Source organism: Mucilaginibacter litoreus, assembly GCF_042676805.1.
GTDB lineage: Bacteria > Bacteroidota > Bacteroidia > Sphingobacteriales > Sphingobacteriaceae > Mucilaginibacter > Mucilaginibacter litoreus.
Window position 1 is genome coordinate 38,720 of sequence record NZ_JBHTHZ010000013.1, and the last position, 26,530, is coordinate 65,249.

At 43.0% G+C, this 26,530-nt stretch carries 20 protein-coding genes; 15 read left to right on the forward strand and 5 right to left on the reverse strand.

Annotation, left to right across the window (positions count from 1 at the left end):
• The first annotated feature begins 44 nt into the window (after positions 1-44).
• Both ACFQZX_RS13655 and ACFQZX_RS13660 read left to right on the forward strand, forming a co-directional pair.
• Positions 45-1,217: a redoxin domain-containing protein gene (locus ACFQZX_RS13655; RefSeq protein ID WP_377116247.1), complete on the forward strand. Its 1,173-nt coding sequence runs from the start codon at positions 45-47 to the stop codon at positions 1,215-1,217.
• A gap of 52 nt (positions 1,218-1,269) precedes the next feature.
• Positions 1,270-2,400 (forward strand): redoxin domain-containing protein, encoded by a 1,131-nt coding sequence (locus tag ACFQZX_RS13660; protein ID WP_377116249.1) that lies wholly within the window; start codon positions 1,270-1,272, stop codon positions 2,398-2,400.
• Between the two features lie 237 nt (positions 2,401-2,637).
• Here the strand turns inward: ACFQZX_RS13660 and purD are convergent, their stop codons facing one another.
• Positions 2,638-3,912, reverse strand: coding sequence for a phosphoribosylamine--glycine ligase (gene purD, locus ACFQZX_RS13665; protein WP_377116251.1), 1,275 nt, complete (start codon positions 3,910-3,912; stop codon positions 2,638-2,640).
• Positions 3,913-4,181: 269 nt separating this feature from the next.
• Here purD and secA point away from each other — a divergent pair, with 269 nt between their 5' ends.
• The 5 genes from secA (at position 4,182) to ACFQZX_RS13690 (ending at position 11,583) form a co-directional block, all read left to right on the forward strand.
• Positions 4,182-7,487, forward strand: a complete 3,306-nt coding sequence (gene secA, locus ACFQZX_RS13670) for a preprotein translocase subunit SecA (protein WP_377116253.1) — start codon at positions 4,182-4,184, stop codon at positions 7,485-7,487.
• A 122-nt stretch (positions 7,488-7,609) separates the two neighbouring features.
• Positions 7,610-8,077, forward strand: coding sequence for an SPOR domain-containing protein (locus tag ACFQZX_RS13675; protein ID WP_377116255.1), 468 nt, complete (start codon positions 7,610-7,612; stop codon positions 8,075-8,077).
• Positions 8,070-9,254 carry a M20 metallopeptidase family protein gene (locus tag ACFQZX_RS13680; protein ID WP_377116257.1) on the forward strand — a complete coding sequence of 395 codons (1,185 nt, stop codon included), beginning with the start codon at positions 8,070-8,072 and terminating at the stop codon, positions 9,252-9,254. The genes ACFQZX_RS13675 and ACFQZX_RS13680 overlap by 8 nt, the downstream gene beginning before the upstream one ends.
• Positions 9,255-9,305: 51 nt before the next feature.
• A complete protein-coding gene (locus ACFQZX_RS13685; protein ID WP_377116259.1) occupies positions 9,306-10,238 on the forward strand; it encodes a hypothetical protein in 933 nt (310 codons plus the stop codon).
• A gap of 139 nt (positions 10,239-10,377) precedes the next feature.
• On the forward strand, positions 10,378-11,583 hold the full coding sequence (locus tag ACFQZX_RS13690; protein ID WP_377116261.1) for an MFS transporter: 1,206 nt from the start codon (positions 10,378-10,380) through the stop codon (positions 11,581-11,583).
• On the opposite strand, the gene ACFQZX_RS13695 is transcribed toward ACFQZX_RS13690, so the two are convergent.
• The 4 genes from ACFQZX_RS13695 to ACFQZX_RS13710 all read right to left on the reverse strand — a co-directional run bounded on the left by ACFQZX_RS13695 (position 11,576) and on the right by ACFQZX_RS13710 (position 15,389).
• Complete coding sequence (locus ACFQZX_RS13695) at positions 11,576-12,037, reverse strand: SRPBCC family protein (protein ID WP_377116263.1); 462 nt, start codon at positions 12,035-12,037, stop codon at positions 11,576-11,578. The two genes, ACFQZX_RS13690 and ACFQZX_RS13695, sit on opposite strands and share 8 nt — an antisense overlap.
• A gap of 57 nt (positions 12,038-12,094) precedes the next feature.
• On the reverse strand, positions 12,095-13,531 hold the full coding sequence (gene asnS, locus ACFQZX_RS13700) for an asparagine--tRNA ligase (RefSeq protein WP_377116264.1): 1,437 nt from the start codon (positions 13,529-13,531) through the stop codon (positions 12,095-12,097).
• 142 nt (positions 13,532-13,673) lie between these two features.
• Positions 13,674-14,156 (reverse strand): hypothetical protein, encoded by a 483-nt coding sequence (locus ACFQZX_RS13705; RefSeq protein WP_377116266.1) that lies wholly within the window; start codon positions 14,154-14,156, stop codon positions 13,674-13,676.
• A 96-nt stretch (positions 14,157-14,252) separates the two neighbouring features.
• Positions 14,253-15,389: a polymerase gene (locus tag ACFQZX_RS13710; protein WP_377116268.1), complete on the reverse strand. Its 1,137-nt coding sequence runs from the start codon at positions 15,387-15,389 to the stop codon at positions 14,253-14,255.
• A 115-nt stretch (positions 15,390-15,504) separates the two neighbouring features.
• Between ACFQZX_RS13710 and ACFQZX_RS13715 the strand changes: the two genes are divergently transcribed.
• The 8 genes from ACFQZX_RS13715 to ACFQZX_RS13750 all read left to right on the forward strand — a co-directional run bounded on the left by ACFQZX_RS13715 (position 15,505) and on the right by ACFQZX_RS13750 (position 26,485).
• Entirely contained in the window at positions 15,505-16,485 is a 981-nt protein-coding gene (locus ACFQZX_RS13715) for a deoxyhypusine synthase family protein (protein WP_377116270.1), read from the forward strand.
• Positions 16,486-16,933: 448 nt separating this feature from the next.
• Positions 16,934-18,208 carry a c-type cytochrome gene (locus tag ACFQZX_RS13720; RefSeq protein WP_377116272.1) on the forward strand — a complete coding sequence of 425 codons (1,275 nt, stop codon included), beginning with the start codon at positions 16,934-16,936 and terminating at the stop codon, positions 18,206-18,208.
• 48 nt (positions 18,209-18,256) lie between these two features.
• Positions 18,257-21,352 carry a TAT-variant-translocated molybdopterin oxidoreductase gene (locus tag ACFQZX_RS13725; RefSeq protein WP_377116274.1) on the forward strand — a complete coding sequence of 1,032 codons (3,096 nt, stop codon included), beginning with the start codon at positions 18,257-18,259 and terminating at the stop codon, positions 21,350-21,352.
• A gap of 27 nt (positions 21,353-21,379) precedes the next feature.
• Positions 21,380-22,852, forward strand: a complete 1,473-nt coding sequence (gene nrfD / locus ACFQZX_RS13730; RefSeq protein WP_377116276.1) for an NrfD/PsrC family molybdoenzyme membrane anchor subunit — start codon at positions 21,380-21,382, stop codon at positions 22,850-22,852.
• Positions 22,853-22,854: 2 nt separating this feature from the next.
• Entirely contained in the window at positions 22,855-23,391 is a 537-nt protein-coding gene (locus ACFQZX_RS13735; RefSeq protein ID WP_377116278.1) for a DUF3341 domain-containing protein, read from the forward strand.
• Positions 23,384-23,959: a c-type cytochrome gene (locus ACFQZX_RS13740; protein WP_377116280.1), complete on the forward strand. Its 576-nt coding sequence runs from the start codon at positions 23,384-23,386 to the stop codon at positions 23,957-23,959. Before ACFQZX_RS13735 ends, ACFQZX_RS13740 begins: the two co-directional genes overlap by 8 nt.
• A gap of 12 nt (positions 23,960-23,971) precedes the next feature.
• Complete coding sequence (locus ACFQZX_RS13745; RefSeq protein ID WP_377116282.1) at positions 23,972-25,231, forward strand: quinol:cytochrome C oxidoreductase; 1,260 nt, start codon at positions 23,972-23,974, stop codon at positions 25,229-25,231.
• A 48-nt stretch (positions 25,232-25,279) separates the two neighbouring features.
• Entirely contained in the window at positions 25,280-26,485 is a 1,206-nt protein-coding gene (locus ACFQZX_RS13750; RefSeq protein WP_377116284.1) for a cytochrome c oxidase subunit II, read from the forward strand.
• Positions 26,486-26,530: the final 45 nt, after the last annotated feature.

The following is a 26,530-nucleotide window of genomic DNA, read 5'->3' on the forward strand; positions in this document are numbered from 1 at the left end:
TTCTTAAGCTGTTTATACGTTATTAAAGCTTTGACAGATTTTTAATGAAAAAAGTACTTGCCTCTATACTGGCCATACTACCCGCAGTAGTATTCGCCCAAACTGCAAAAGATTTCACTTTGAATGGTAAACTGACAAAGGCCCCTGCATCCGCAAAGGTTTATTTAGTTTATACCGTCGGGTCCAATAACATCACCGATTCTGCCAATGTGGTTAACGGCGGTTTTACTTTTACAGGTGCGGTGGCCGACCCGGTTATGGCATCGCTTTTCATGGATAGTAAAAACCTTGGTTTCGCTAAATATATAGATCAGAACTTTCCGGATGGCGGCCCGTCTAAAACCGCGGATGGCCTAACCTTTTTCCTGGAGAAAGGGAACATGAACATTGCTGCTGCAGATTCCATCTCAAAAGCAGATATAACCGGTTCTACTTTGAATGCCGAGAACAAGGCGCTTAAAGCGCAATTGCAAACCATTACAGATAAAGCCAAACAAATAAGTTTGGAGGCGCAAAAAGCCACTGCCGAGCAGCAACGCTCTGCGGCTTTCCAAAACAATATGCAGGCTAAATACAAAGCCTTGCAGGCCGAGCAGAAAATGGTGTTTAAAAATTTCATCAATACGCATCCTAACAGTTACTTAAGCTTGCTGGCACTCTCAAGCTATGCAGGCCCATCGCCGGATGTGAATGAGCTGGAGCCTTTGTACAATATTTTATCTGCCGATTTAAAAAACTCTGAAGGCGGCAAGCAAATGAAAACCGGTATTGATGCGTTGAAAATAACGGCAATAGGTGCCATAGCGCCTGATTTTACGCAGAATGATATTAATGGCAAGCCCGTAACTCTTTCGTCTTTTAAAGGCAAGTATGTACTGCTTGATTTTTGGGCTTCGTGGTGCCCTCCATGCCGCCAGGAAAACCCTAACGTGGTAAAACTCTACAATAAATATCGTGGTAAAAATTTTACTGTGCTTGGCGTATCGCTGGATAAAGTTGATGGTAAAGCTGCTTGGCTGGCAGCAATAAAAAGTGATGGCCTTACCTGGACGCAAGTATCAGACCTGCAATATTGGAACAATATGGCGGCCAGGCTTTACAATGTTCAATCAATACCCCAAAACTTTCTGATAGACCCGCAGGGAAAAATAGTAGCCAAAAACCTGCGCGGAGATGATCTGGATGCCAAGCTGGAAGAATTGCTTGGTAAAATTTGATTTTTAACGCAATTAGCGGATATTGCATACCTAAACTAATAACTAACAAAAAATGAAGAAACTGATACTAAGTGCAGTGGCTGTTTTACCAGCCCTTGCATTTGCACAAACAGGCAAATTTACCGTACAGGGTAAATTAGGCGCCTATAACGCACCTGCAAAGGTTTATATACAATACCGTAAAGACGGCAAGACAACTATCGATTCGACCGTTGTAACTAACGGAGCTTTTAAGCTTACCGGCGATGCCCCGGCATCACCAAGCCAGGCTTACCTGCTGTTTAATGATAAAGGTACGGGCATGAACACGGTACGCGATTATAAATCAATTTACATTGAGCAGGGAACTATAGATGTAAAAGGCGATAGTACCTTAGCAAAAGCAAAGGTAAGCGGTACAAAAACCAACCTTGAAAACGAGGAGTATAAGGCGGCTTTGAAACCTTCAATGGATATTTATGATGCCATGGAGGCTAAAGAAAAGGCGGCTACCGAAGAGCAAAAAAAATCGCCTGAATTTTTAGCGCAAGCCAAGGCCGATGAAAAAAAGGCTGACGAGCTTGAAAAAGCAGCGAACAAAAAATTCATTCAGACGCATCCAAATTCAGTTATCAGCCTGAATGTTTTGCAATCATATGCTTATAGCGCAGACTATAAAGATATTGAACCGCTTTACAACGTTTTATCGCCGGAAGTCAAAGCTACCGAAGCAGGCAAAAAATTTGGTGAGATGTTGCCAAAGCTTAAAGCCGTTGCTTTAGGCGCTACCGCTCCGGAGTTTTCTGAAGCAGATACCGCCGGTAAAATGGTAAGCCTTTCATCATTCCGCGGGAAATATTTGCTGGTAGATTTCTGGGCATCATGGTGCGGCCCATGCCGTCATGAAAACCCAAATGTGGTTAAGGCCTTTAACAAATACAAGGAAAAAAACTTTACTATTTTGGGGGTATCGTTAGATCGTCCGGATGCTAAAGCAGCATGGTTAAAAGCGATCCATACCGATGGTTTGACCTGGACACAGGTATCTGACCTGAAATTCTGGAACAGCAAGGTTGCAGACATGTATGGGGTTCGTGCTATACCTCAAAACTTCCTGATCGATCCAAACGGTAAGATCATTGGTAAAAACCTGCGCGGCGAAGATCTGGAAGCCAAACTTGCAGAGTTGTTTGGGAAAATATAATCAAGTCGAAAGTCCGGAGTCGGTAAGTCCGAAAGACAAAAATATAATTAAGTCGGAAGTCCGGAGTCGGAAAGTCCGAAAGACACTGAGCCGGCGTTTATAAGGATAAATCCTAAATAAAAAGGTCCGAAAGAAATATTTCTTTCGGACCTTTTTATTATAAAGTAAATCAACGCTTTCAATCGATTTTCACTTTCGGACTTTCCGACTCCGGACTTTCGACTACTGACTCGCGAGTTACAACAAATCAAAACCTATATCTTTCCTGAAATAGACACCGTCGTAGTAAATGCGGCTGGCGTCGGCTGTGGCTTGTTGTAAGGCGCTGAACATATCGTTCTGCAGGGTGCTGATAGCCAAAACCCGGCCACCTGTAGCCTGTACATCATCGCCAACCTGTGTTGTGCCCGCATGAAAAACATGCGAATCGCGTACATTATCAATCCCACTGATGGTTTTATTTTTCAAATATTCGCCCGGGTAGCCACCTGCTACGCAAACAACGGTAGCCGCCGTTTTGGGCGATATGATCATTTCTTTTTCGTTAAGGTTACCTTCGGCTACGCCCTGCAGCAAATTAACCAGATCGCTTTCTATTCGCAGCATAACGCTTTCTGTTTCCGGGTCGCCCATGCGGCAGTTGTATTCTATTACCCATGGTTCACCAAGTGTATTCATCAGGCCGATAAAGATAAAGCCTTTATAGGGGATGCCTTCTTTTTTAAGTCCTTCAATAGTTGGGATGATCACTTTTTCTTCAACCTTTTGCATAAAGGCAGCATCAGCAAAAGGCACCGGAGATACAGAGCCCATGCCACCAGTGTTAAGGCCGGTGTCGCCTTCACCAATACGCTTGTAATCTTTTGCTTCAGGTAATATCTTATAGTTGTTCCCGTCTGTCAGCACAAACACCGAAAGCTCAATGCCCTGTAAAAACTGCTCGATAACCACTTTTGAGCTGGCATGGCCAAATTTAGCTTCGGTAAGCATGGCGTTAAGTTCCTGTCTGGCCTCCTCAAGCGTAAGGCAAATCAGCACGCCTTTTCCTGCGGCAAGTCCGTCGGCTTTTAAAACAACAGGCAGGCCTGCAGTTGCCAGGTAATCAAAACCCTCCTGCAGCGTATCTCGGGTAAACGTGCGCGATGTGGCTGTAGGTACGCCGTTGCGCTGCATAAATGCCTTAGAAAAGTCTTTGCTGCCTTCCAGTTGAGCGGCTTCCTGTTGCGGCCCAATCACCGGGATGTTTTTTAATTGCTCATCAGCCAGAAAATAGTCATGTATACCTTTTACCAGCGGCTCCTCGGGGCCAACTAAAACCATATCGATATTATTTGCCAAAGCAAATGCCTTTATGCCTTCAAAGTCGGTAACTTTAAGGTTTACGTTAGTGCCATACCTACCGGTACCTGCATTGCCGGGGGCAATGTAAAGGCTGGTGCATTTAGGGCTTTGTGAAATTTTCCAGGCGAAGGCGCTTTCCCTTCCGCCCGAACCAAGGAGCAGGATGTTCATAAGGGCAAAGATAAGGTTTGATGTGCAGATGTGCGAATGTGCAGATATGCAGATGACATTTTAAGCGTTATAGTAGCTAATGGTTAATGATGGCTTGAAGTGGCCATCTTATTCAGCAGACATTATATAGATGAATTTTCGTGTTACAAACTGCATATCTGCACATTCGCATATCTGCACATCGAATAAAATCTTACCTTTGTCTGTCAAAATGACCATATAATGGCATTGGCTTAATTGTTGAGTTCAATGCATCATATCAAATTAATATGTTAGACTTTTTTAGTAAGCTTTTTGGAAGCAAATCGGAGCGAGATGTTAAGGGTATAACGCCTATAGTTGAAAAAGTAAAGGCGGCCTATGCCAAGCTTGATCAACTAAGCAATGATGAGCTTAGAGCTAAGACCATAGAATTTAAAGAAACAATTGCTGCAGGCTTACTGGGGATTGATAATGAGATTAAAGCCATTAAAGATCGTACGGAAAATGAGCCGGATATGGATGTTAATGAAAAAGTTGATCTTTTTGGCCAGCTGGATAAGCTGCAAAAAGACCGCGACAAAGAGCTGGAAGATATCCTGATGAACATCCTGCCGGAAGCTTTTGCAGTTGTAAAGGAAACGGCGCGCCGTTTTGCGGGTAACCCAACCATTGAGGTTACTGCAACCGAGTTTGACCGTAACCTGGCCGCCAGGAAAAATAACGTGATCATTAATGGCGATAAAGCCATACACCACAATACCTGGATAGCCGCCGGTAACGAGGTTACCTGGAACATGGTACATTACGATGTACAGCTGATAGGTGGTATTGTACTGCATCAGGGTAAAATTGCCGAGATGGCTACAGGTGAGGGTAAAACGCTGGTAGCTACGCTGCCTGCTTACCTTAACGCGCTTGCCGGACAGGGTGTGCATATTGTAACTGTTAACGATTACCTGGCACGCCGCGATAGCGAGTGGATGGGCCCGTTGTACGAGTTTCACGGCCTATCTGTCGATTGTATTGACAAGCACGAGCCAAATTCTGAGGAACGCCGCCGTGCTTATTTGGCTGATATTACTTTTGGTACCAATAACGAATTTGGCTTTGACTACCTGCGTGACAATATGACACGTAGCCCGGAAGAGCTGGTACAGCGTAAACTGCATTATGCTATGGTGGATGAGGTTGACTCGGTATTGATTGATGATGCACGTACACCATTAATTATTTCGGGCCCTATACCACGTGGTGACGAGCACGAGTTTTATGAGCTTAAACCACGCATAGAGCGTTTAGTAAACGCGCAAAAAGCGTATGTGAATACAGTGCTTAACGAGGCTAAAAAAGCTATCAACGAAGGCAAGACCGGCACCGATGAAGGTGGACTGGCTTTGATACGTGCGCACCGTGCGCTGCCTAAAAATAAAGCGCTTATAAAATTTTTAAGCGAGGGTGGTAACAGGCAGATATTGCAAAAGACCGAAAATTATTACATGCAGGACCAGGGCAAGGAAATGCCTAAGGTTGATTCGGAATTGTTTTTCATCATCGATGAAAAAAATAATTCTGTTGAACTGTCTGAAAAAGGTATCGAGCTGATCACTGCATCAGGCGAAGATCCTAACTTCTTTGTGATGCCAGACGTAGGTACCGAGATCGCTAAAATCGAGAAGTCTGACCTGCCTGCAGATGAAAAGCTGGCCCGGAAGGATGAACTAATGCGCGATTTTTCTATAAAGTCAGAGCGTATTCACTCAGTCAACCAGCTACTTAAAGCATACACTTTATTTGAAAAAGATACCGAATACATACTTGATGAAGGTAAGGTAAAGATAGTTGACGAGCAGACAGGCCGCGTACTGGATGGCCGCCGTTACTCTGACGGTTTACACCAGGCTATTGAGGCGAAAGAGAATGTTAAGGTTGAGGATGCTACCCAAACATTTGCAACCATTACGCTGCAAAACTACTTTAGGATGTACCACAAGCTTTGCGGTATGACGGGTACTGCAGTTACCGAAGCAGGCGAGTTCTGGCAGATATATAAGCTGGATGTGGTGGAGATACCAACCAATACACCAACTGCGCGCGAAGATAAACAGGACCTGGTTTACCGTACTGTACGGGAAAAGTATAACGCCGTAGCCGATGAGATAGTTAATCTTACTCAAGCAGGCCGGCCTGTACTGGTAGGTACTACCTCTGTAGAGATATCAGAATTATTAAGCCGTATGCTTAAACTGCGCGGTATTAAACATAACGTATTGAATGCTAAGCTACACCAGAAAGAAGCCGACATTGTGGCCGAAGCAGGTAAGGCAGGTACGGTAACTATTGCCACCAACATGGCCGGCCGTGGTACGGACATTAAATTAGGACCTGGTGTTAAAGAAGCCGGAGGTTTAGCCATTGTGGGTACCGAGCGACACGAGTCGCGCCGTGTAGACAGGCAGTTGCGCGGTCGTGCGGGTCGTCAGGGTGATACGGGTTCATCTCAATTCTTCGTATCGCTTGAGGATAACCTGATGCGTTTGTTCGGTTCGGAGCGTATATCCAACCTGATGGTACGCATGGGTATTGAAGAAGGCGAAGTTATCCAGCACTCTATGATTTCAAAATCAATAGAGCGTGCGCAAAAGAAGGTGGAAGAAAACAACTTTGGTATACGTAAGCGCTTGCTGGAGTACGATGACGTAATGAACTCACAGCGTACGGTTATTTACGCCAAACGTAAAAACGCGTTATTTGGCGACCGCCTTGAAGTAGACATCAATAACACTGTTTTTGATGTGATTGAAGATGTGGTTACTGAATATAAGGAAGGGAACAATTTTGAAGGTTTCCAGTTAGAGATCATCCGATTGTTCTCTGTTGATACTGAGATTACCGCCGAAGAATTTGCCAACACCACCATCCCTAAACTGGTAGATAGTACATTTTTAGAAGTTACAGATTTTTATAAACGTAAAGCAGAGGCGGTTGCCCAACAGGCTTACCCGGTAATTAAAGATGTGTATGATACCCGCGGCCAGTACGTAGAAAATATTGTGGTACCGTTTACCGATGGGGTACATGGTATGCAGGTTGCTGTACCGTTGAAAAAGGCAGTAGAGAACCACGGCCTGGAGGTGTTTAAATCTTTTGAAAAGAACGTCACCTTATCGCTTATTGATGATGCCTGGAAAGAACACCTGCGCGAAATGGATGAGCTGAAACAATCTGTACAAAATGCCGTTTACGAACAGAAGGACCCACTACTGGTTTATAAGTTTGAGGCATTTGAGCTGTTCCGCCAGATGCTGGCCAACGTGAATAAAGAGCTGGTTAGCTTCCTGTTCAGGGGGGGCATTGCTGTACAGCAGGCGCCGGAGCAGGTACGTGAGGCAGCTCCGCAGCCTAAAACAGATATGAAGCAGATGCGCACCTCAAAACCGGAACTGGTTGATCAGAGTGGTATGCCGATGGAAGATACCCGTGAGTTGCAGAAGCCAACACCAGTAAAGGTTGAACAAAAAATAGGCAGAAACGATCCCTGCCCATGCGGAAGTGGCAAAAAATATAAAAACTGCCACGGCATAGGGCAGAATTAAAAAATAGCGAAGCGGCTTGATAGGCCAGTATAACCTACATTAAGTGTCAGTCTGAGCTTGTCGAAGACTTGTCAGTTAGCGGTTCGTACCCTCGCAATGACGGTTAAAACGAATTATAACACATGAAAAAAGCAATATTTGATCTTAAAGCCAAACAGCCTTGTATCAGATATTGCTTTTTACTTTTATTCCTGTTCGTAACCACTGAAAGCTTTTCCCAAAACGCGGGTAAAGTGGAGGTAATAGCACCGCCTTTGTTCGATACTTTGCTGGCTAAACGTGCCGATTTGAATAAGGGCAAAAAGGGTGGTATAGCAGGGTACGCATCTTCATACGGATATCGCGTGCAGATTTTTAGCGGCAGCAATCGCACGGCCGCATACAACGCGCAGGCTAAATGTAACAGGGAGTTTCCGGAATTACGCACTTATATAGTATATCACGAACCTAATTTTAAGGTACGTGCCGGCGATTTCAGAACGCGCATTGAAGCCGAACGTTTTCGCGAACAGTTAAAAGATTACTTTCCGATACTTTTTATTATTTCAGAAAAAATCAATCCTCCTAAAGTAAGCCCGGCCAATGATTAAAGAAAAAATACAGCAGCTTGCCAATGATATTTTTGATGATGTGGTAGCCAACCGCCGTCATTTACATTCACATCCCGAACTTTCATTTCATGAAATAGAAACCTCTGTGTTTGTTGCCCGCAAATTGGAAGAATTAGGGATTGAGTATCACAAAATGGCCGATACCGGTTTGGTCGCTTTAATAAAAGGGGATAAGCCGGGTACCGAAGTGGTTGCGCTTCGTGCGGATATGGATGCGTTGCCTATACTGGAGGCTAACGATGTGCCTTACAAGTCGCAGAATGAAGGGGTAATGCACGCCTGTGGCCATGATGTGCATACCTCATCATTACTTGGTGTAGCTAAAATATTAACCGAGTTAAAAAGCGAATTTGGCGGTACGGTTAAACTGATCTTTCAACCGGCCGAAGAAAAGTTACCAGGTGGCGCCAGCCTGATGATACAACAGGGCGTATTGGAAAACCCAAAACCATCAGCCGTTATAGGCCAGCATGTAATGCCGCTTATAGATGCGGGCAAGGTAGGCTTTCGCTCGGGTAAGTACATGGCCTCTACAGATGAATTATATGTAACTGTTAAAGGCAAGGGCGGCCATGGCGCCCAGCCGCAGCAAAATGTTGATCCGGTTATCATCACCGCGCATATTTTAACAGCTTTACAGCAGGTAGTAAGCCGTTTTGCCGATCCTAAAAGCCCGTCGGTGCTTTCATTTGGTAAAGTAATTGCCAATGGCGCTACTAATGTTATCCCGAATGAGGTTTACCTGGAAGGTACTTTCCGCACCATGGATGAGGGCTGGCGTGCCGAAGCTCATATAAAGATGAAAAAAATGGCCGAAGGTATTGCCGAAAGTATGGGCGGTAGCTGCGACTTTAAGATCATGAAAGGTTATCCTTTTCTGATTAACGAGGAAAAACTGACTGCCTCCGTTCGTGGTTTTGCTGAAGATTACCTGGGCAAAGAAAACGTTTTAGATCTTGATATATGGATGGCTGCAGAAGATTTTGCTTACTACTCACAAGTAGCAGATTCATGCTTTTACAGACTGGGTACACGTAATGAAGCCCGTGGCATTACTTCATCGGTACATACCCCAACTTTTGATATTGAAGAAAGCGCGCTTGAACAAAGCGTAGGTTTGATGGCATATCTGGCAGTTAAGCAGTTGGGGAATTAGTTGATAGTTCATGGTTATTAGCCGCGAACCATAACTGTTATACTGAAAAACATGGGCAAAATAATTTCGACATCCTTCTGCCTGATTCTTTTTACTTTCGGCTTGAAAGCGCAACAGATACAGCGCTATAATCCGGATACCATCCGTACCATCGTTATCGATTCTGCTGTTAACATCGTATCCCATCGGCTTAATGCGCAGGATTTTATTGACGCCATTGTAAATGATACCAGTTTTTATAAGGCATTTCAAAACATGAAGAAATATGCCTTTACTGCAGAGAACCGCATTTACACTTATAACAAAAAGAACCGTGTAAACGGCCGAATTTACCGTAAAATAAGGCATGAAAATGTTAACGGTAAACACCAGGTAACCTATCTTGCCAAACAGGATACCGGGGCAGTTTACAAAAAGAACGGTAAATACCAGTTATATACGGTTGAGATGTTCGATTACATCTTTATGAACGCTTATAATTCCGGGTTTATACAAAGCGACGGAACATCTGCGGCAAATAAGGGTAAAAACGCAGGGTATAAAGCTAAACTGAAAGCACTGATCTTTACACCGGGGCGAAAGATAAGCGGCATTCCTTTCATCAGCGGCAAAACTGAAATTTTTGGAAAAGATATGCGGCAATTTTATTTATATGAGTTTGCCCGCGGTAAGTATCTGGATACTATACCTGTTTACCGTTTTAAAGTTATCCGCAAGCCAAGTACTTCCGATGGTGATACCATGATCAAAGAGATGACCACCATCTTTGATATGAACACATTTCAAATATTGGGAAGGTATATCGACATGAAGTTCAGCAATATGTTTTTTGATTTTAACGTGCAGATGGATATTGAACTTAACCGTTTTGAAGGCGAGCTCCTGCCCACCAAAATAACCTACCAGGGCAACTGGGACATTCCTTTTCATAAAGAGGAGCGGGCCAGCTTTTTGATTGTGCATAAGGATTATAAAAAAGAATAATTGTTGTTCACCAACACCGTAAAGAAATCGCATTATCAGCGAAATGAAATATTTCATCCAATAATTACATCTATTAGGCCCGGCCGGCAAATGCCCGGGATTAGTTTATAATTTTGCCGCGCAAAGAAAGCTTTGTTGTATGAGATACGTAACAGACGATAACAGAAAGATCAGCGCGATATTAGCCTTTTTAATTATCCCCATTTCGGGTTTTGCAATGGATGTTTATGTGCCCTCTTTCCCTGCAATGGTGAAGGATCTTCATACATCAATTTCCAGCGTAAGGTTTACAATGACTATATTTTTGATAAGCTACGGGGTTTCGCAGCTTTTTGTTGGCAGTATTATGGATAGCTACGGGCGTTACCGCCTTGGTCTTATCTCTTTATTTGCGTTTATAATAAGTAATATAGTAATTATAACTACGCATAGCATCGAGTTAATTTTTGTGATGCGCGCTTTACAAGGGTTTGTAATTTCGATGATAATGGTGTCAAAACGGTCGTTGTTTATCGACGTTTTTACGGGGGATAAGCAAAAGCATTACACCAGTTTATTATCTGTAGTGTGGTCTTCCGCTCCTGTTATTGCCCCTTTTTTGGGCGGCTATCTGCAGCATAGTTTTGATTGGCGCGCAAATTTCTACTTCCTTGCTTTTTATGCTTTTGTAATGCTGCTGTTAGAATTAAAATACAGCGGCGAAACACTTAAACAGATCAGGCCATTTCATTTAAGCTCCGTTATCCGTACATACCAAAATATGCTTGGCACAAAGGATTTTGCTTATGGCATTATAGTGCTTGGGTTAAGTTATTCCATGGCGATCATATTCGGCATGTCGGCCCCCTTTCTTATCGAAAATATTTTTCACTATTCACCGGTTATAACCGGGTATGCCGCGTTAAGCTCGGGCATAGCTTTATTGTTGGGGGGCATGCTAAGTAAGTATTTAATAGCTAAAGATTTTTATAGTAAATTAACCTGGGCTAACTCATTACAAGGTGTATTTGCGATCAGCATGTTTGCTACCGCACATTTGTTTACCAGCATTTTCGCGATAATGTTCTTTGTAATAGCACTTCATTTTTTAATGGGCTTTATATACAATATTTACTTTACTTACTGCTTGACCCGTTTTCCCGATAATGCAGGCATATCAGGCGGATTAACAAGTGGTGGAGGTTATATTGTGACATCTATTTTTAGCTATGCTATAGCAACTGTAGTTAATATTCATAACCAGCAAACTTTTGCTATCAGCTATATTATATTGGTAATTTTAATAGCGCTTATGCTTTTAACGCTACGTAGTTATCTAAACAGACCTGTACCTGTTGTTAATTAATCCCAATTTGCTCGGCAACTGCTTTACAAACTTCGTTGCGTTTAACCAAAAGCGTGGTCATATACTGTTTCAGGAACAACCAATCAGCCAGTTTTCCTAACCAGCCTAATGGTGATCTATAATTAAACACGTCGCGCATGGTTGTTTGAGCGCCTTGCTGTTCAAAATAGTGCTCATGCCTGAAACTTTTAAAAGCGCAGCTTACCTGTTCGTCGGCAAAATAAGTAGGGTAATCAAAATCAGTTATTTTAGAGGTAAGGTTTTGCCAAATACCAAAATGCTTTGCCCGCCAGGTAACGTTTTCGCCTAACTCTATCAAACCGCTCGTGCGTCCTGCAATGGCGCGTTCACCGGTGTGTACAGTTGAAGCTACGTGTACATCGATATCCCGAGCAACATTAAAGCAGCGTTCAATTGGGGCGTTAATAGTGGTTGTTAAGTTAATCGTTGGCATCTACAAACAAAAAGCGCTGATAAAAAATCAGCGCTTTGATAAAATCATTAAATTTTGTTAAAACTCCGCGTTCTTGGGGAACCTTGGGAAAGGTATCACGTCGCGAATATTACCCATGCCGGTAACAAATAATACCAGGCGCTCAAAGCCTAAGCCGAAACCTGCATGCTGGCATCCGCCGAAACGGCGTGTATCTAAATACCACCAAAGTTCTTCTTTAGGGATGCCTATCTCATCCATGCGCTGCTCCAGTTTATCTAACCGTTCCTCACGCTGTGATCCGCCTACAATTTCGCCAATGCCCGGGAAAAGAATGTCCATAGCAGCAACGGTTTTGCCGTCGTCGTTCTGGCGCATATAAAAAGATTTGATCTCTTTAGGATAATCGGTAAGAATAACCGGTTTTTTAAAGTGTTTTTCTACCAGGTAGCGCTCATGTTCAGATTGCAGGTCGGTGCCCCAGCCTTCAACCAGGTACTGAAATTTCTTTTTCTTATTAGGGGTTGATTCCTTTAATATATCGATTGCCTCGGTATAGGTAAGGCGTTCAAAATCGTTATTCAAACAAAACTGCAGCTTCTCTAACAAGGTCATTTCCGAGCGCTCGTTCTGCGGTTTTTGTTTTTCCTCTTCCTGTAAACGCTGGCTTAAAAACTCTATATCCTCCTTGTTCTTATCCAGCGCATAGCTGATAACGTATTTCAACAAGGCTTCGGCAAGGTCGGCGTTATCTTTCAGGTCATAAAAAGCCATCTCGGGCTCTATCATCCAAAACTCGGCAAGGTGGCGTGTGGTATTTGAGTTTTCGGCACGGAAAGTAGGGCCAAAGGTGTAAATATCGCTTAAAGCCATGGCTCCCAGCTCACCCTCCAACTGGCCTGAAACCGTAAGATTAGTTGAGCGACCGAAAAAATCCTGCTTATAATCTATTTCGCCGGTCTCTGTCTTTGGTGGGTTAGCAATATCAAAGTTAGTTACGTGAAAAGTTTCGCCTGCGCCTTCAGCATCTGATGCGGTAATGATAGGCGTATGCAGGTAAATAAAACCACGCTCCTGGAAAAATTGATGAATAGCGTAAGACAGCGTATTACGTACACGGAATACGGCGCCAAACGTATTGGTACGAAAACGCAGGTGCGCTATCTCTCTTAAGAACTCAAGACTGTGCTTTTTAGGCTGAAGCGGATATTTTTCAGGATCGCTATCGCCCAGTATCTCAATCTCGGTAGCCTTTACCTCGACAGACTGGCCTTTACCTAATGAGGCGACAAGTTTGCCTGTAGCGCTAATGGCAGCACCTGTGGTAATGCGTTTTAGAAGCGTTGGGTCGGTATTTTCAAAATCAACAACAATTTGCAGGTTGCTGTTAGTAGAGCCATCGTTTAAAGCTATAAACTGGTTATTGCGAAAAGTTCGCACCCATCCTTTAACTGTTACATCAATATCGGTTTTACCGCCCTCAAGCAGTGCTTTAATTTTTGTACGCTGGCTCATATAATAAACAATAGTCGAGCGGCAAAAATACAATTATTTGCTAAAAAGCTCCCTGTAAATCTTGCATAGCAAGTGGTGGTTAAAAAAAATGTACAGAAATTAAAAAGCCCTCCGGTTGAGAGGGCTAAGTGAGGTAGCAATGTTATTTCGGCAGGGCTATTACAAACTGCCCTTTAGTAAATTTTACGCTATCCGGATAAGTGCTTGATGTTACCGGGAATGTTCTTACAAACTTCAGGTTGAATTTTCCGCCGATGATCTTGTTGATAGAATCTAAAGCGGTTACCTCAAGCGAGCTGCCGCTTGCAGTGCCTACATTATAGCGGCTTACGGTATCTTTACCTACTACCTGGTAATATTTAGCCTGGTTACCGGTTAACTGGTATACACCTTTGCCGGTGTACTTAATGTGCATTACAATGCCTGCATCCTGGCTTAAACCAGCAACCGCAATAGAGTCGGTACCCACTTTGCCGGTGGCAGGGTAGCCGTAAATCGCCAGTCCGTTTTTCTCGGCTACAAAATAAGGGTCGTATGATACATAACAACAATTATCATCGTGCTTTAAACAGGATGATAGCAAAAGGGCCGAAAAGGCCAGGAGAGTAAATGTTAGCTTTTTCATGATCAGTAATTATTTAACATTATACTTTACGTTAAATAAATTACGAACGCTACAGGGGTATTATTATTTTTTCCGATTGACTTTATGCTTAGCCGGTTAAAAAGCTTCGCCTAAACCTACATATACACCGCTTTGCCTGCTTTCGCCGGGGCGTTTTTCACCTATGCCATAGTCAATACGTACACTTAAGCCTTTTTGTACATCAAAAAAGTAACGAAGCCCACCACCATAATTGGGTTTAAGCGCATCAAAATCAAAAGACTTATTAAATACCTCGCCGGTACCGGCGAACCCTACAATGCCAAACCTGTCGCTAAGGCGGTAGCGCAATTCGGTTTGCCCTGCCAGGTAGTTACGATCGCGAAAGCGGCCGTTATAATAGCCACGCATCATTTCATCGCTACCCATGGCAGGCAGCAAATAAAAAGGGGAGGAGTTGCCTAAAAGATTCTGGCTTTGTACATCAAGGCCTAAAACTAAACGCTTGCTTAATGCAAAAAAATGGGTAAGCTCAGCATTAAAAAAACTCCCTTTATAACTGCTGTTACGGCCAAAGCCGCTCATAATGTTAAGGTAGGTAGTAAGTGTACCGCCGCGGGTAGTATAGGTGTTGTTGTTCCTGTTATCAAAAATCAGCGTAGGGCCTATATAAACAATATTACCACCACTTTTATCCTCAATGGTTGGGTTAGTACTATAAATGCCTCCCGCTTCCCTATCATTAAAGCGGTAATAATACCCGCCGGCTACCAGCCCGGCATAAATATACCGGCCAAACTTCTTTTCGGCGCTGAAATTGGCCCTTATACGCTTTTGGCCAAGTCGGTCGGCGTCAGCTTTAGCGGTATTATTGCCAATGCCGTAAAAATCAAACGGAAAATTAATGTAATTGATAGCGCCGATAAAATGGTAGCGGTTACCGGGCGTCCAATAACTGCTGCTAAGGTTTAACCTGCTTTGGCCTTTGGTTGTAATAGTGGCGTAGGCAAATAGGTTAGATACCCTGGTGTACTCGCTCAAAGTATCTGTATAAAAAGAGTACAAGCCCGACCCACCAAATTCAAGGCCTGTTTCAGGTGCTGAGCTGAGTACGGGTAAAATAACAAAGCTGCCTTTTTTGCTGGTATCTTTTTCAAAATACATTTTCCGGATAAACTTTGGCAGCAAATGTGTTTGAGCAAAAACAGGAGCGGTAATAAAAAACAATATGAATATGGTTACAATCTTTTTCATGGGGTATAGTGCCATAAAGATAATTTTAATAGCACTTGTTTTGCCGAATTTGCATTTATAAAATTATGATGTGCCCAAAATAGCTACTTTTGCAAAATAATTTAGAGGAATGAATATGAGCACTGAAAGAGGCCCTATATCTCAGTTTATCGAGAAAAACTACCTGCACTTTAATGCAGCAGCATTAATGGATGCAGCTAAAGGATATGAAACACACCTTACCGAAGGTGGCAAAATGATGGTAACGCTGGCCGGCGCCATGAGTACTGCTGAGTTGGGTATATCGCTTGCAGAGATGATTCGGCAGGGTAAGATTGATATAATTTCGTGTACTGGTGCCAACCTGGAAGAGGATATCATGAACCTGGTTGCCCACTCGCATTACAAACGTGTACCTAATTACCGCGACTTAAGCCCGCAGGATGAGTGGGATTTGTTAGAGAACCACTATAACCGTGTTACCGATACCTGTATACCGGAAGAAGAGGCTTTTCGCCGTTTACAGAAACACATCCATAAAATATGGAAGGATGCTGATGACAGTGGCGAGCGCTATTTCCCGCATGAGTATATGTATAAGATATTATTAAGCGGCGAATTGGAACAGTATTATGAGATTGACCCTAAAAACTCATGGATGCTGGCCGCAGCTGAAAGAAACCTGCCAATAGTTGTACCCGGATGGGAAGACTCAACCATGGGTAACATCTTTGCTTCATACGTTATCAAGGGGGAGATCAAGGCATCGACCATGAAGAGCGGTATAGAATATATGGCATGGCTTGCCGATTGGTACGTTAAAAACTCGGACGGAAAGGGTTTGGGCTTTTTCCAGATAGGCGGTGGTATAGCCGGCGATTTCCCTATCTGCGTTGTGCCTATGCTGTACCAGGATATGGAGATGGAAAACATACCTTTCTGGAGCTATTTCTGCCAGATATCAGATTCTACCACATCTTACGGTTCATATTCTGGCGCCGTACCTAATGAAAAAATAACATGGGGTAAGCTGGATATAGATACTCCTAAATTTATTGTGGAAAGTGATGCTACTATTGTAGCTCCTTTAATATTTGCATGGATACTTAAGCAGTAACAAACTATTATAACGCGCAAAGCCCTTTAAATTTTTTAAAGGGCTTTTTTGTATTTGATCTCTGGATACACAGTGCGGATCAGCAATAAAAAATGGCCTGATAAGTATTGGTCAGGTAAGTTATCTGGCTGGATTATACGATGCCTGGCAAAGCTTTAGCTTTCTGTTGCCTCCTTTACAGATATTAATACAAAAAAATTAAATTTGAAAGGGTAATAATTACACTTTTTATTGCTGATAATCATCCTAATAACAAAAACGCCATTTAAACAAATTTGAGAGGGTTTTTATTCAATTTAGAACGATTATAAATTATATATTGCTGTCATTAAATTGTCAGCGATAGTGTATAAAGTTATACTTTTGTGCCTGAAAAAGTGGCTAAAACATACATACTACGTCTCGTTTAACACTTAAAATATAAAATTATTTAGCATAAATACACTTTATGAGAAATATCTCATTGATTCTTAAACAGTTTTCGAGGTCGGTTTTACTGGTAGCCGGGTTGGCTGTTTGCGGGTTTAACGCTAATGCACAAACCGATGCTGCAAAGGGCGAAGCTTTATTTAAGGCCAAATGTACTGCGTGTCATAAAATAGACACCCGTATGACCGGCCCTGCCTTAGGCCCCCAGCTTACACAGGAAACAGACGATGCCTACCTTACTAAATGGATCCAGAACAACCAGGCTCTTATCGCCGCTAAAAATCCAAAAGCATTAAAAATCTATAATGAGTTTAACCAGGCCGGCATGACCGTGTTTGCCGAGTTAAGCGATGCTGATGTAGGTAACATTATTACCTACGTTCGTACCGAGTGGAAAACAATGCAGGAAGAGAGAGCTAAGGCTCCTGCAGGTGGTGCAGCTGCCGCAGAACAAGGCCCAAGCAGCCTTGTAGTGTGGGGCTTAATCGGTGTAATAGTAATCGCCCTTATCGTGATACTTGTATTGAACAAGGTTATCGGTACACTGGAGCGCTTATTGTTAAACAGGCAAGGTGTTAGCCTTATTGAAGAAGAAACTGCTGAAGAGGCTGAAACAAAAGCAGCGCGCGCAGCGGTATTTAAAAAGCTTATCAAAAATAAGAAGCTTGTTTTCTTTGTGGTGTTGTGCTTAACCATTGCTTTTGGTAGCTGGAACTGGGTAACCATGTGGAATACCAATGTTCACCAGGGTTATCAGCCGGAGCAGCCGATCAAATACTCGCACGAGCTGCATGCCGGTGCCATGAAAATTGAGTGCCAGTACTGCCACGTAGCTGCGTTTAAAGGCAAAAATGCATCAATCCCGTCATTGAACATTTGTATGAACTGCCACAAATCGGTTAAAACAGAGTCGCCAGAGATCCACAAGATTTATGACGCTTTGGGTTACGATCCTAACACAGCTAAATACGACAGCACTAAAGCTAAACCTATCCAGTGGGTGCGTGTACACAACCTGCCTGATTTGGCTTACTTCAACCACTCTCAGCACGTTAAAGTGGGTGGTATAAAATGCCAAACCTGCCATGGCCAGATACAGGAGATGAAAGAGGTATACCAATACTCTCCACTTACCATGAAATGGTGTATCCAATGCCACAAACGCACACAGGTTAACTCAAAAGGTAACGCTTATTACGATAGCATCCTTGCCGCTCATGAGAAATTCAAGAAAGGCGAGAAAGTTACCGCAGCTTTACTTGGCGGTATAGAGTGTGCTAAGTGCCACTATTAATAATCAGAATAGATAAAAGAACGTAGCATTACAGTTTATATAACTTAAATGGATAACAATAAAAAATACTGGAAAGGTTTAGAAGAACTAAACAACACGCCAGAATTTGTTGAGAAAAATAAACACGAATTTGCCGAGCCGATACCTATTGAAGAAGTATTGAGCGGTGGAGGCCTTTCGGCAAAAACTCCCCGTCGCGACTTCCTGAAGGCATTGGGCTTTGGTGTGGGTGCAGTTACTTTAGCAGCTTGCCAAAAAGTACCCGTACACAAATCTATCCCTTACTTAATCAAACCGGAGGAAGTAACACCGGGTGTTGCCAATTACTACTCATCTACATTTGAGGGTAACGCTATATTGGTAAAAACCCGCGAAGGCCGCCCTATAAAAGTTGAAGGTAACCCTAAAGATATTTTAGGAAAGGGTGGTTTAAGTGCCCATGCCCAGGCATCAGTGCTTGATCTGTACGATACCAATCGTGTTAAAGATCCGCAAATGGATGGCAATGATGCCGGGTGGCCACAAATTGATACGTTTGTTAAAAATGAGCTTGCAGCCGTTGCAGCAGCAGGTAAAACCATCAGCATTGTATCATCAACTGTTCATAGCCCATCTACTACAGCTGTAATTGCTGATTTTATTGCAAAGTACCCTACTGCTAAACATGTAACGTACGATGCAGTATCATATACAGGTATTATTAAAGCTAACCAAAACAGCTTTGGTAAAGCCGTATTACCTCATTATAATTTTGATAAGGCTGACGTTATAGTAAGCTTTGGCGCCGATTTCCTTGGAACCTGGATCTCTGGCGAAGAGTTTACCCGCCAATACGTATCAAACAGGGGCGCAAAATCTCTTGAAGAGAAAAAGATGTCTCGTCATATCCAGTTTGAGAGTGGGATGAGCCTTACCGGTACTAACGCTGATGTGCGCATCGCAATTAAGCCTTCAGAAGAAGGCCCGGCTTTGGTAAACTTATATAATGCACTTAGCGGAACAAGCTTACCGGGTTCAAGAAAACTAACTACAGCCAACGCTGATAAAGCCATTACGCTTGTAGCTAAAGAACTGACAGCAGCAAAAGGCCGTGCGCTTGTAATTTGTGGTTCTAACGATGTTGCAACCCAGGTATTGGTAAACGCTATCAACTCTTTACTGGGTAGCTACGGTACTACTATTGATCTGGATAATCCATCCCGTCAGTATGCAGGTAACGATAGCGATATTGTTGACTTTATAGCTGCAGCAAAACGCGGCGAAGTAGGGGCAGTGCTTTTCCTTGATGCTAATCCTGCTTATGATTATCACTCTCCACAGGCTGTAAAAGATGCCTTAAAGAATGTACGCTTAAGGGTGTCTTTCTCTGATCATAATGACGAAACAGCTGTTTTATGTAATGTTATAGCGCCAAATCACCACTACCTTGAGTCGTGGGGTGACGATAGTGCTTTAGAAGGTTACTACACCATATTGCAGCCTACCATCAACCCTGTTTACAATACACGCCAGGCAGAAACCAGCCTGTTGGTTTGGAGCGATAACGCTGTTAAAGATTATTACACTTACGTTAGGAATAACTGGAACAATAAATTACTTGCTTTAGGCGGTTTATCTGGCCAGGCAGGTTGGGAAACCTTACTGCAAAACGGCTTTATTAAAGCAGCTCCGGTTGCAGCCGGCACTTATACTTTTAACTACGACTTGAATGCTGTTACACAAACCATTCTTAGCCAAAGCGCTAAACTTGGCGAAGGTGTAAGCATAGATGGTAAAAAAGTTGAGCTGCAGGTTTATCAGAATAACGCCATGCGAGATGGTAAAAAAGCAAATAACCCGTGGTTGCAGGAGTTGCCGGATCCGGTAACAAAAGTTACCTGGGATAACTTTGCAGCCATGTCGCCGTCAGACGTCAAAAAGTTAGGTCTGGAAGAATTTTCTGTAATTAAAATACAGGCAAATGGTTATAGTGTTGAACTTCCGGTGCTTTCACAGCCAGGCCAGGCACAAGGTACCATCTCTGTAGCAGTTGGCTATGGGCGTACCTCAGCAGGCCCGGTAGGTAACAATGTAGGTAAAAACGCATATCCTTTCTATAGCTTCCGCAACGGTACTTTCCAAACTACCGCGCAGGCAACTATAGAAGCTACTGGTGATATGTTCCCGCTTTCGCAAACGCAAACCCACCACTCTTATGAGGGCCGTAACGTTATCCGGGAAACTACTTTTGCAGAATTCAAGAAAAATCCTGCATCACACAGTGGTAACGAAGGTGAGCATGAGAAATACGACCTTTGGGCAAAAAGTACCGAGGACCTAAGCCACGCCCGCCCGGTTTATGATTGGGTAATGGCTATTGACCTTAACGCATGTACCGGTTGCGGCGCTTGTATTGTAGCTTGTAGTGCTGAGAACAACGTACCTGTTGTAGGTAAAGAAGAAGTTGGCCGTCGCCGGGAAATGCACTGGATCCGTATAGACCGTTACTATAGTTTTGCCAAGAACGGCGAAGCTGAGGCCGATGAGGAAACAGGAATGGTAACCAAAGAAAAACAGATAGATAAACTGGAAAACTTTGATAACGTTACCGTTGTGCACCAGCCAATGCTTTGCCAGCATTGCGACCACGCGCCTTGCGAAACCGTGTGCCCGGTATTAGCTACCGTTCACTCATCAGAAGGTTTGAACCAGATGGCTTACAACCGTTGTGTAGGTACACGTTACTGCGCAAATAACTGCCCTTACAAAGTGCGTCGTTTCAACTGGTTTAACTACTGGAATGACTCTCGCTTTGATAACTACCTGAATAACGAGCACACACAATTAGTACTTAACCCGGATGTAACCACACGTTTCCGTGGTGTGATGGAAAAATGCTCTATGTGCGTACAGCGTATACAGGCTGGTAAGCTTAAAGCTAAAATGGAGAAACGCCCGCTTAAAGATGGTGAAATTAAAATGGCTTGTCAGCAAACCTGTACAGCCAACGCAATCATCTTCGGTAACAGGAACGATCCTAACTCTGAAGTTTCAAAAGCTTTAAAGAGCGAGCGTACTTACTATGTACTTGAAGAGCTTAACGTACAACCGGGTATTGGTTACCAGGTAAAAGTTAGAAATACAGGAACTGAATCACTGGCTTAAATTTTATAAAGAGATATATCATAACATATGGCTCATCATCATGAATCGATAATCAGGGAACCGTTAATGACAGGCAAGGACATGACCTATGCCCGCATTACTGATGAAATTTTGTTGCCTGTAGAAAATAAACCTAACAAAGCCTGGTGGATCGGCTTCATTGTATCTGCATTAGGCGCCATGTTATGGGTAGTTGCCATCAGCCTTACCTTTTGGTTTGGTTTGGGCGAGTGGGGCTTAAATAAAACCGTAGGCTGGGCATGGGATATCACCGGCTTCGTATGGTGGGTAGGTATTGGTCACGCCGGTACGCTTATCTCCGCGGTACTCCTTATCTTCGGTCAAAACTGGCGTAACTCTATTAACCGCTCTGCCGAGGCGATGACAATCTTTGCGGTAATTTGCGCGGCTACCTACATTGTAGCGCACATGGGCCGCCCATGGTTAGCTTACTTTACACTACCGCTGCCAAACCAGTACGGCTCACTTTGGGTAAACTGGAACTCTGCACTGATGATGGACGTGTTCGCAATATCAACATATTTCTCTGTATCGTTATTATTCTGGTACACTGGTTTATTGCCTGATATTGCAACCATCCGCGACCGCGCTACAGGTATACGTCGCCGTATCTATTCTATATTATCTTTCGGATGGACAGGTTCATTAAAAACCTGGCAGCGTTTCGAGACCGTGTCACTTATCCTGGCCGGTATCTCTACACCACTGGTACTATCGGTACACACCATCGTATCCTTTGACTTTGCTACATCTTTGGAACCAGGATGGCACACTACCATCTTCCCGCCTTACTTCGTAGCGGGTGCTATCTTCTCGGGTTTCGCCATGGTGCAAACGTTGTTACTGGTAACCCGTAAGGTGTTAGGTTTAGAAAATTACATTACCATGTTCCACATCGAATCGATGAATAAGATCATCATGCTTACCGGTTCAATTGTGGGTGTGGCTTATATTACTGAGTTCTTTATTGCATGGTACTCACAGGTAGAGTATGAGCAATACGCTTTCATCAACCGTGCTACCGGCCCTTACTGGTGGGCATACTGGAGCATGATGAGCTGTAACGTAATTTCCCCGCAGCTTTTCTGGTCAAAGAAACTGCGTACAAGCATACCTTTCTCATGGTTCCTTTCAATCATCGTAAACATCGGTATGTGGTTTGAGCGTTTCGTAATCATCGTTACCTCACTTCACCGCGATTATATACCATCAAGCTGGGCTATGTTCTATCCAACCTGGGTAGACGTAAGCGTGTTCATCGGTTCAATCGGTTTATTCTTCACCTTGTTCCTGTTATTTATCAGGGTATTGCCTTCAGTGGCAATTGCCGAGGTAAAACTGCTGCTGAAAACTTCAAGTGAGCAGGCCAAAAAGAAATTAATTGATGAAGGCCACCTTGAGCCGGCAGAGGTACAGTATTATAAAGATTCGTTAACCAAGTATGACAGCGTTGATTTGGCTGATTACGAAAAAGTATAAAAATGAGCAAGACTAAATTTATATTGGGCTGTTTTGATGATCCTGATAACATGATGCAGGGTATCACCAACTTACAAAAAAACAGTGTGCCTATTTATGATGTGTATTCACCAATGCCTATACACGGTATCGAGGCTAAAATGGGCGTTAAAGATTCGAGATTAGGTTATGCGGCATTTTGCTTTGGCTGCCTTGGTGGCACAGTAATCTTCAGTTTATTGTATTATACACTGGTACATGACTGGCCTTTGAACGTAGGTGGTAAGCCAAACTTTGCCATGCCAAACTTTGTGCCGTTTACATTTGAGTGGACCATCCTGTTCACCGCTTTTGGTATGACCTTGACTTTTTTTGCAGCAACCCACCTGTTTCCAGGCCGTGCGCCAAGGGTGATGGACCTGCGCGCGACAGACGACCGCTTTATAATTGCTGTTGACGCAAAAGGTAATATACCGCATGATGATATAACCAATTTGTTAAAAGAAGCAGGAGCTGTAGAAGTAAAGCATAACGAAAGGAAATATGTTAGCTATGAATAAAATTAAAATATTGGGCACAACGGCTTTCGTTATCGCTGCATCGATAGTAATTACTTCATGCAAGGATAAGCGCAGCACCGGCTGGGAATATGCTCCCAATATGTACGAGCATAAGGCTTACGAATACGATCAGCCTAATGATAACTTTAAAGATGGTAAAACCGCACAGGTTCCGCCTGCAGGTACTATACCAATCGGTTTCAAACGCTTTGATTATCCAAATACCAAAGAAGGCTATGAGCTGGCAGGTACCGAGGTGAAAAATCCGTTAACTGCTTCAGCTGAAAACCTGAAAGATGGTAAGGCGTTGTTTACCACTTTTTGTTCTCCGTGCCATGGTATAAATGGTCAGGGAGATGGATTGGTAGTTCAGCATGGTTATCCACCGCCGCCATCTTATTCAAAAGGACAGTCATCACGTGGTGGAGCGATGAAAGATCTTACCGACGGTAAAATATATCATACCATAACTTACGGTGTGAACGCAATGGGTTCATACGCATCTCAGGTAGCACCTGAGGAGCGCTGGAAGATAGTTATGTATGTACACCATTTACAAACTTTATAAGATTATTTATTAATGAAGACTCATAATAATTTTGACGAACGTTTTGAATTTACAGGCAATGCCAAAACATACAGTTTGGTTGCTATTGTAATTGGTGTTATAGCAATTGCGTTCGGCTTTATTGCAGGTGGCGACCACATACAACGCGCTTACAGCAACCTGTTGCTGATGGGATACTTTTTTGTTTGCGTTTGTACGGCCGGTGTATTCTTTTCGGCATACAACTATGTAGCGCAGGCAGGATGGTCTGCATCGCTCATCAGGGTACCCCAGGCATTTGCAAAAGCACTGCCTATAGCAAGTGTTATCCTTGTATTAATTATTACTGCAGGTTTACTGCATACCCATACCATTGAAGAGCACGGTAAACAGGAGGTAGTGCCTTACCTGTATGCACATTGGGCTGCACATGGCTTAACAGATCCTTCTGCAGAGAACTATGATGCTATAATTGCAGGTAAAAAAGGCTTCTTGAATATTCCTTTCTTTTTCGGCGTATTAGTAGTATTACTGAGCGCTTATAGTTTCTTCGGTGTCAAAATGGCTCAGTTCTCTGAAGCGGAAGATAGCGAAGGCGGTATGATTAACTATGACAGGAACTTTAAATATTCTTGTATTTTCCTTGTAATATTTGGTTTCACGTTCCCAATATTTGCCTTTGGTGTAATCATGTCGCTGGAAGCGCATTGGTTCTCAACCATGTTTGGCTGGTATAACCTGGCTGCCATGCACGTAAGCGGCCTTGCAATTATTGCCCTGGTAATTATCTATCTGCAAAGAAGGGGATACATGACCTGGTTAAACGAAAACCACTTACATGACCTTGGTAAACTAATATTTGGTTTCTCTATTTTCTGGACCTACGTTTGGTTTGCCCAGTTTTTCCTTACCTGGTATGCAAACATGCCAGAGGAGTCGGTATATTTTTACAAACGCTGGGAACCTGAATACAAATGGTGGTTCTGGTTAAATATTGTAATTAACTTTGTTGCTCCGTTACTATTACTGATGTCCCGTGATGCAAAGCGTTTAAGCAACCGTGTTATGTGGGTTTGTATTTTGTTAATAGCGGGTCACTGGTTAGATTATTACCTGATGATCATGCCTGGCACTTTAGGCATCCAAAGAGGCTTTGGTGTTGAAGAGATAGGTATATTTTTAGGCTTTGCCGGGTTATTCACCTTTACAGTGTTAACCAAGTTAAGTAAAGCGCAATCGCTTATACCTAAAAAACACCCGTTCTTGCAAGAGAGTCTGCATCATCACAGATAATATTGTTAAATTTGCAACCGGATACAGCAATTTCAAATAACCAATAAAATGGGATTAAAAAATCTATTCAATTCTAAAAAAATACTTTCGCTTTTAGCTGTGTTTATGCTTTTGGGCACAAGCCTGCTTTTTGCTCAGGGTACAGAGTCGGCAGGCACCAGTGCATCGCCGGCTGCCGATGCTGCAGCTAAAGATAACGGCCTTGCTACTGCAGGCTACTATATACTTTTGTTCCTGGTGGTTTGCTTTATAATAGGCATTGTAGGCAAAATATTCCGTGTTTATGACCTTACCCAGCAAATAAGGGGCAAACAACCGATGAACTGGAATAACATTATCGGTGTAATGTTCCTGATCTTTTTAATTGCAGGCCTGTATGGTGCATATTGGTCATTCACCGTTCAGGGAAGCATGATATTGCCTGCTGCAGCTTCGGCACATGGTAAGGTGTTAGACCAAATGTTCTGGACAACCACCAGCATTACCATGACAGTGTTTTTTATTACACAGATATTGCTGTTTACCTTCCTGTTCAGATATCGTTACAACGCCAAACGTCGCGGTCATTATTTGCCACACAACAATACCATTGAGAAGGTATGGACTATTGCCCCGGCAATCGTTTTAACCGTACTGGTTATCTTCGGTTTCTTTACCTGGCAAAAAATTACCAACAGTGTTGATGCTAAAGGTGAGCCTGCTTCACTTAATATTGATATAACCGGCCATCAGTTTGCCTGGGAACTCCGTTATCCTGGTAAAGACGGGCATTTAGGTGCAACTAATTACAAACTGGTAAACGGTGGCAACAAATTAGGTATCAACTTTAAAGATAAATATTCATATGATGATTTACAGGCCGATACCATGGTTATTCCTGTAAATAAATCAGTAAGGTTAAATATCCATTCACAGGATGTTATCCATAGTGTTTACATTCCTCACTTTCGTGTTCAGCTGAATGCGGTGCCTGGTTTGCCTACTTACTTTAAGTTTATGCCAACCGTTACTACTGCAGAGATGCGTACCAAACTTGACAGGCCTACGTTTGAATACGAAGTACTTTGCAACAAAATTTGCGGCGGAAGCCACTATAACATGAAAAAAATTGTACGCGTTGTTACCCAGGCTGAATATCAGGCGTGGATAGCTCAGCAAAAACCATATTTAACAGATCAGCTTAAAAAGGATTTGAAGTTTGCTGAGGCGGATAACAAACAGGTACAGGATAACAGGTTAGCGTTAAACAATTAATACAAAAAGATTAGCGAGTATGTCAACATTAGCAGTTCACGATCA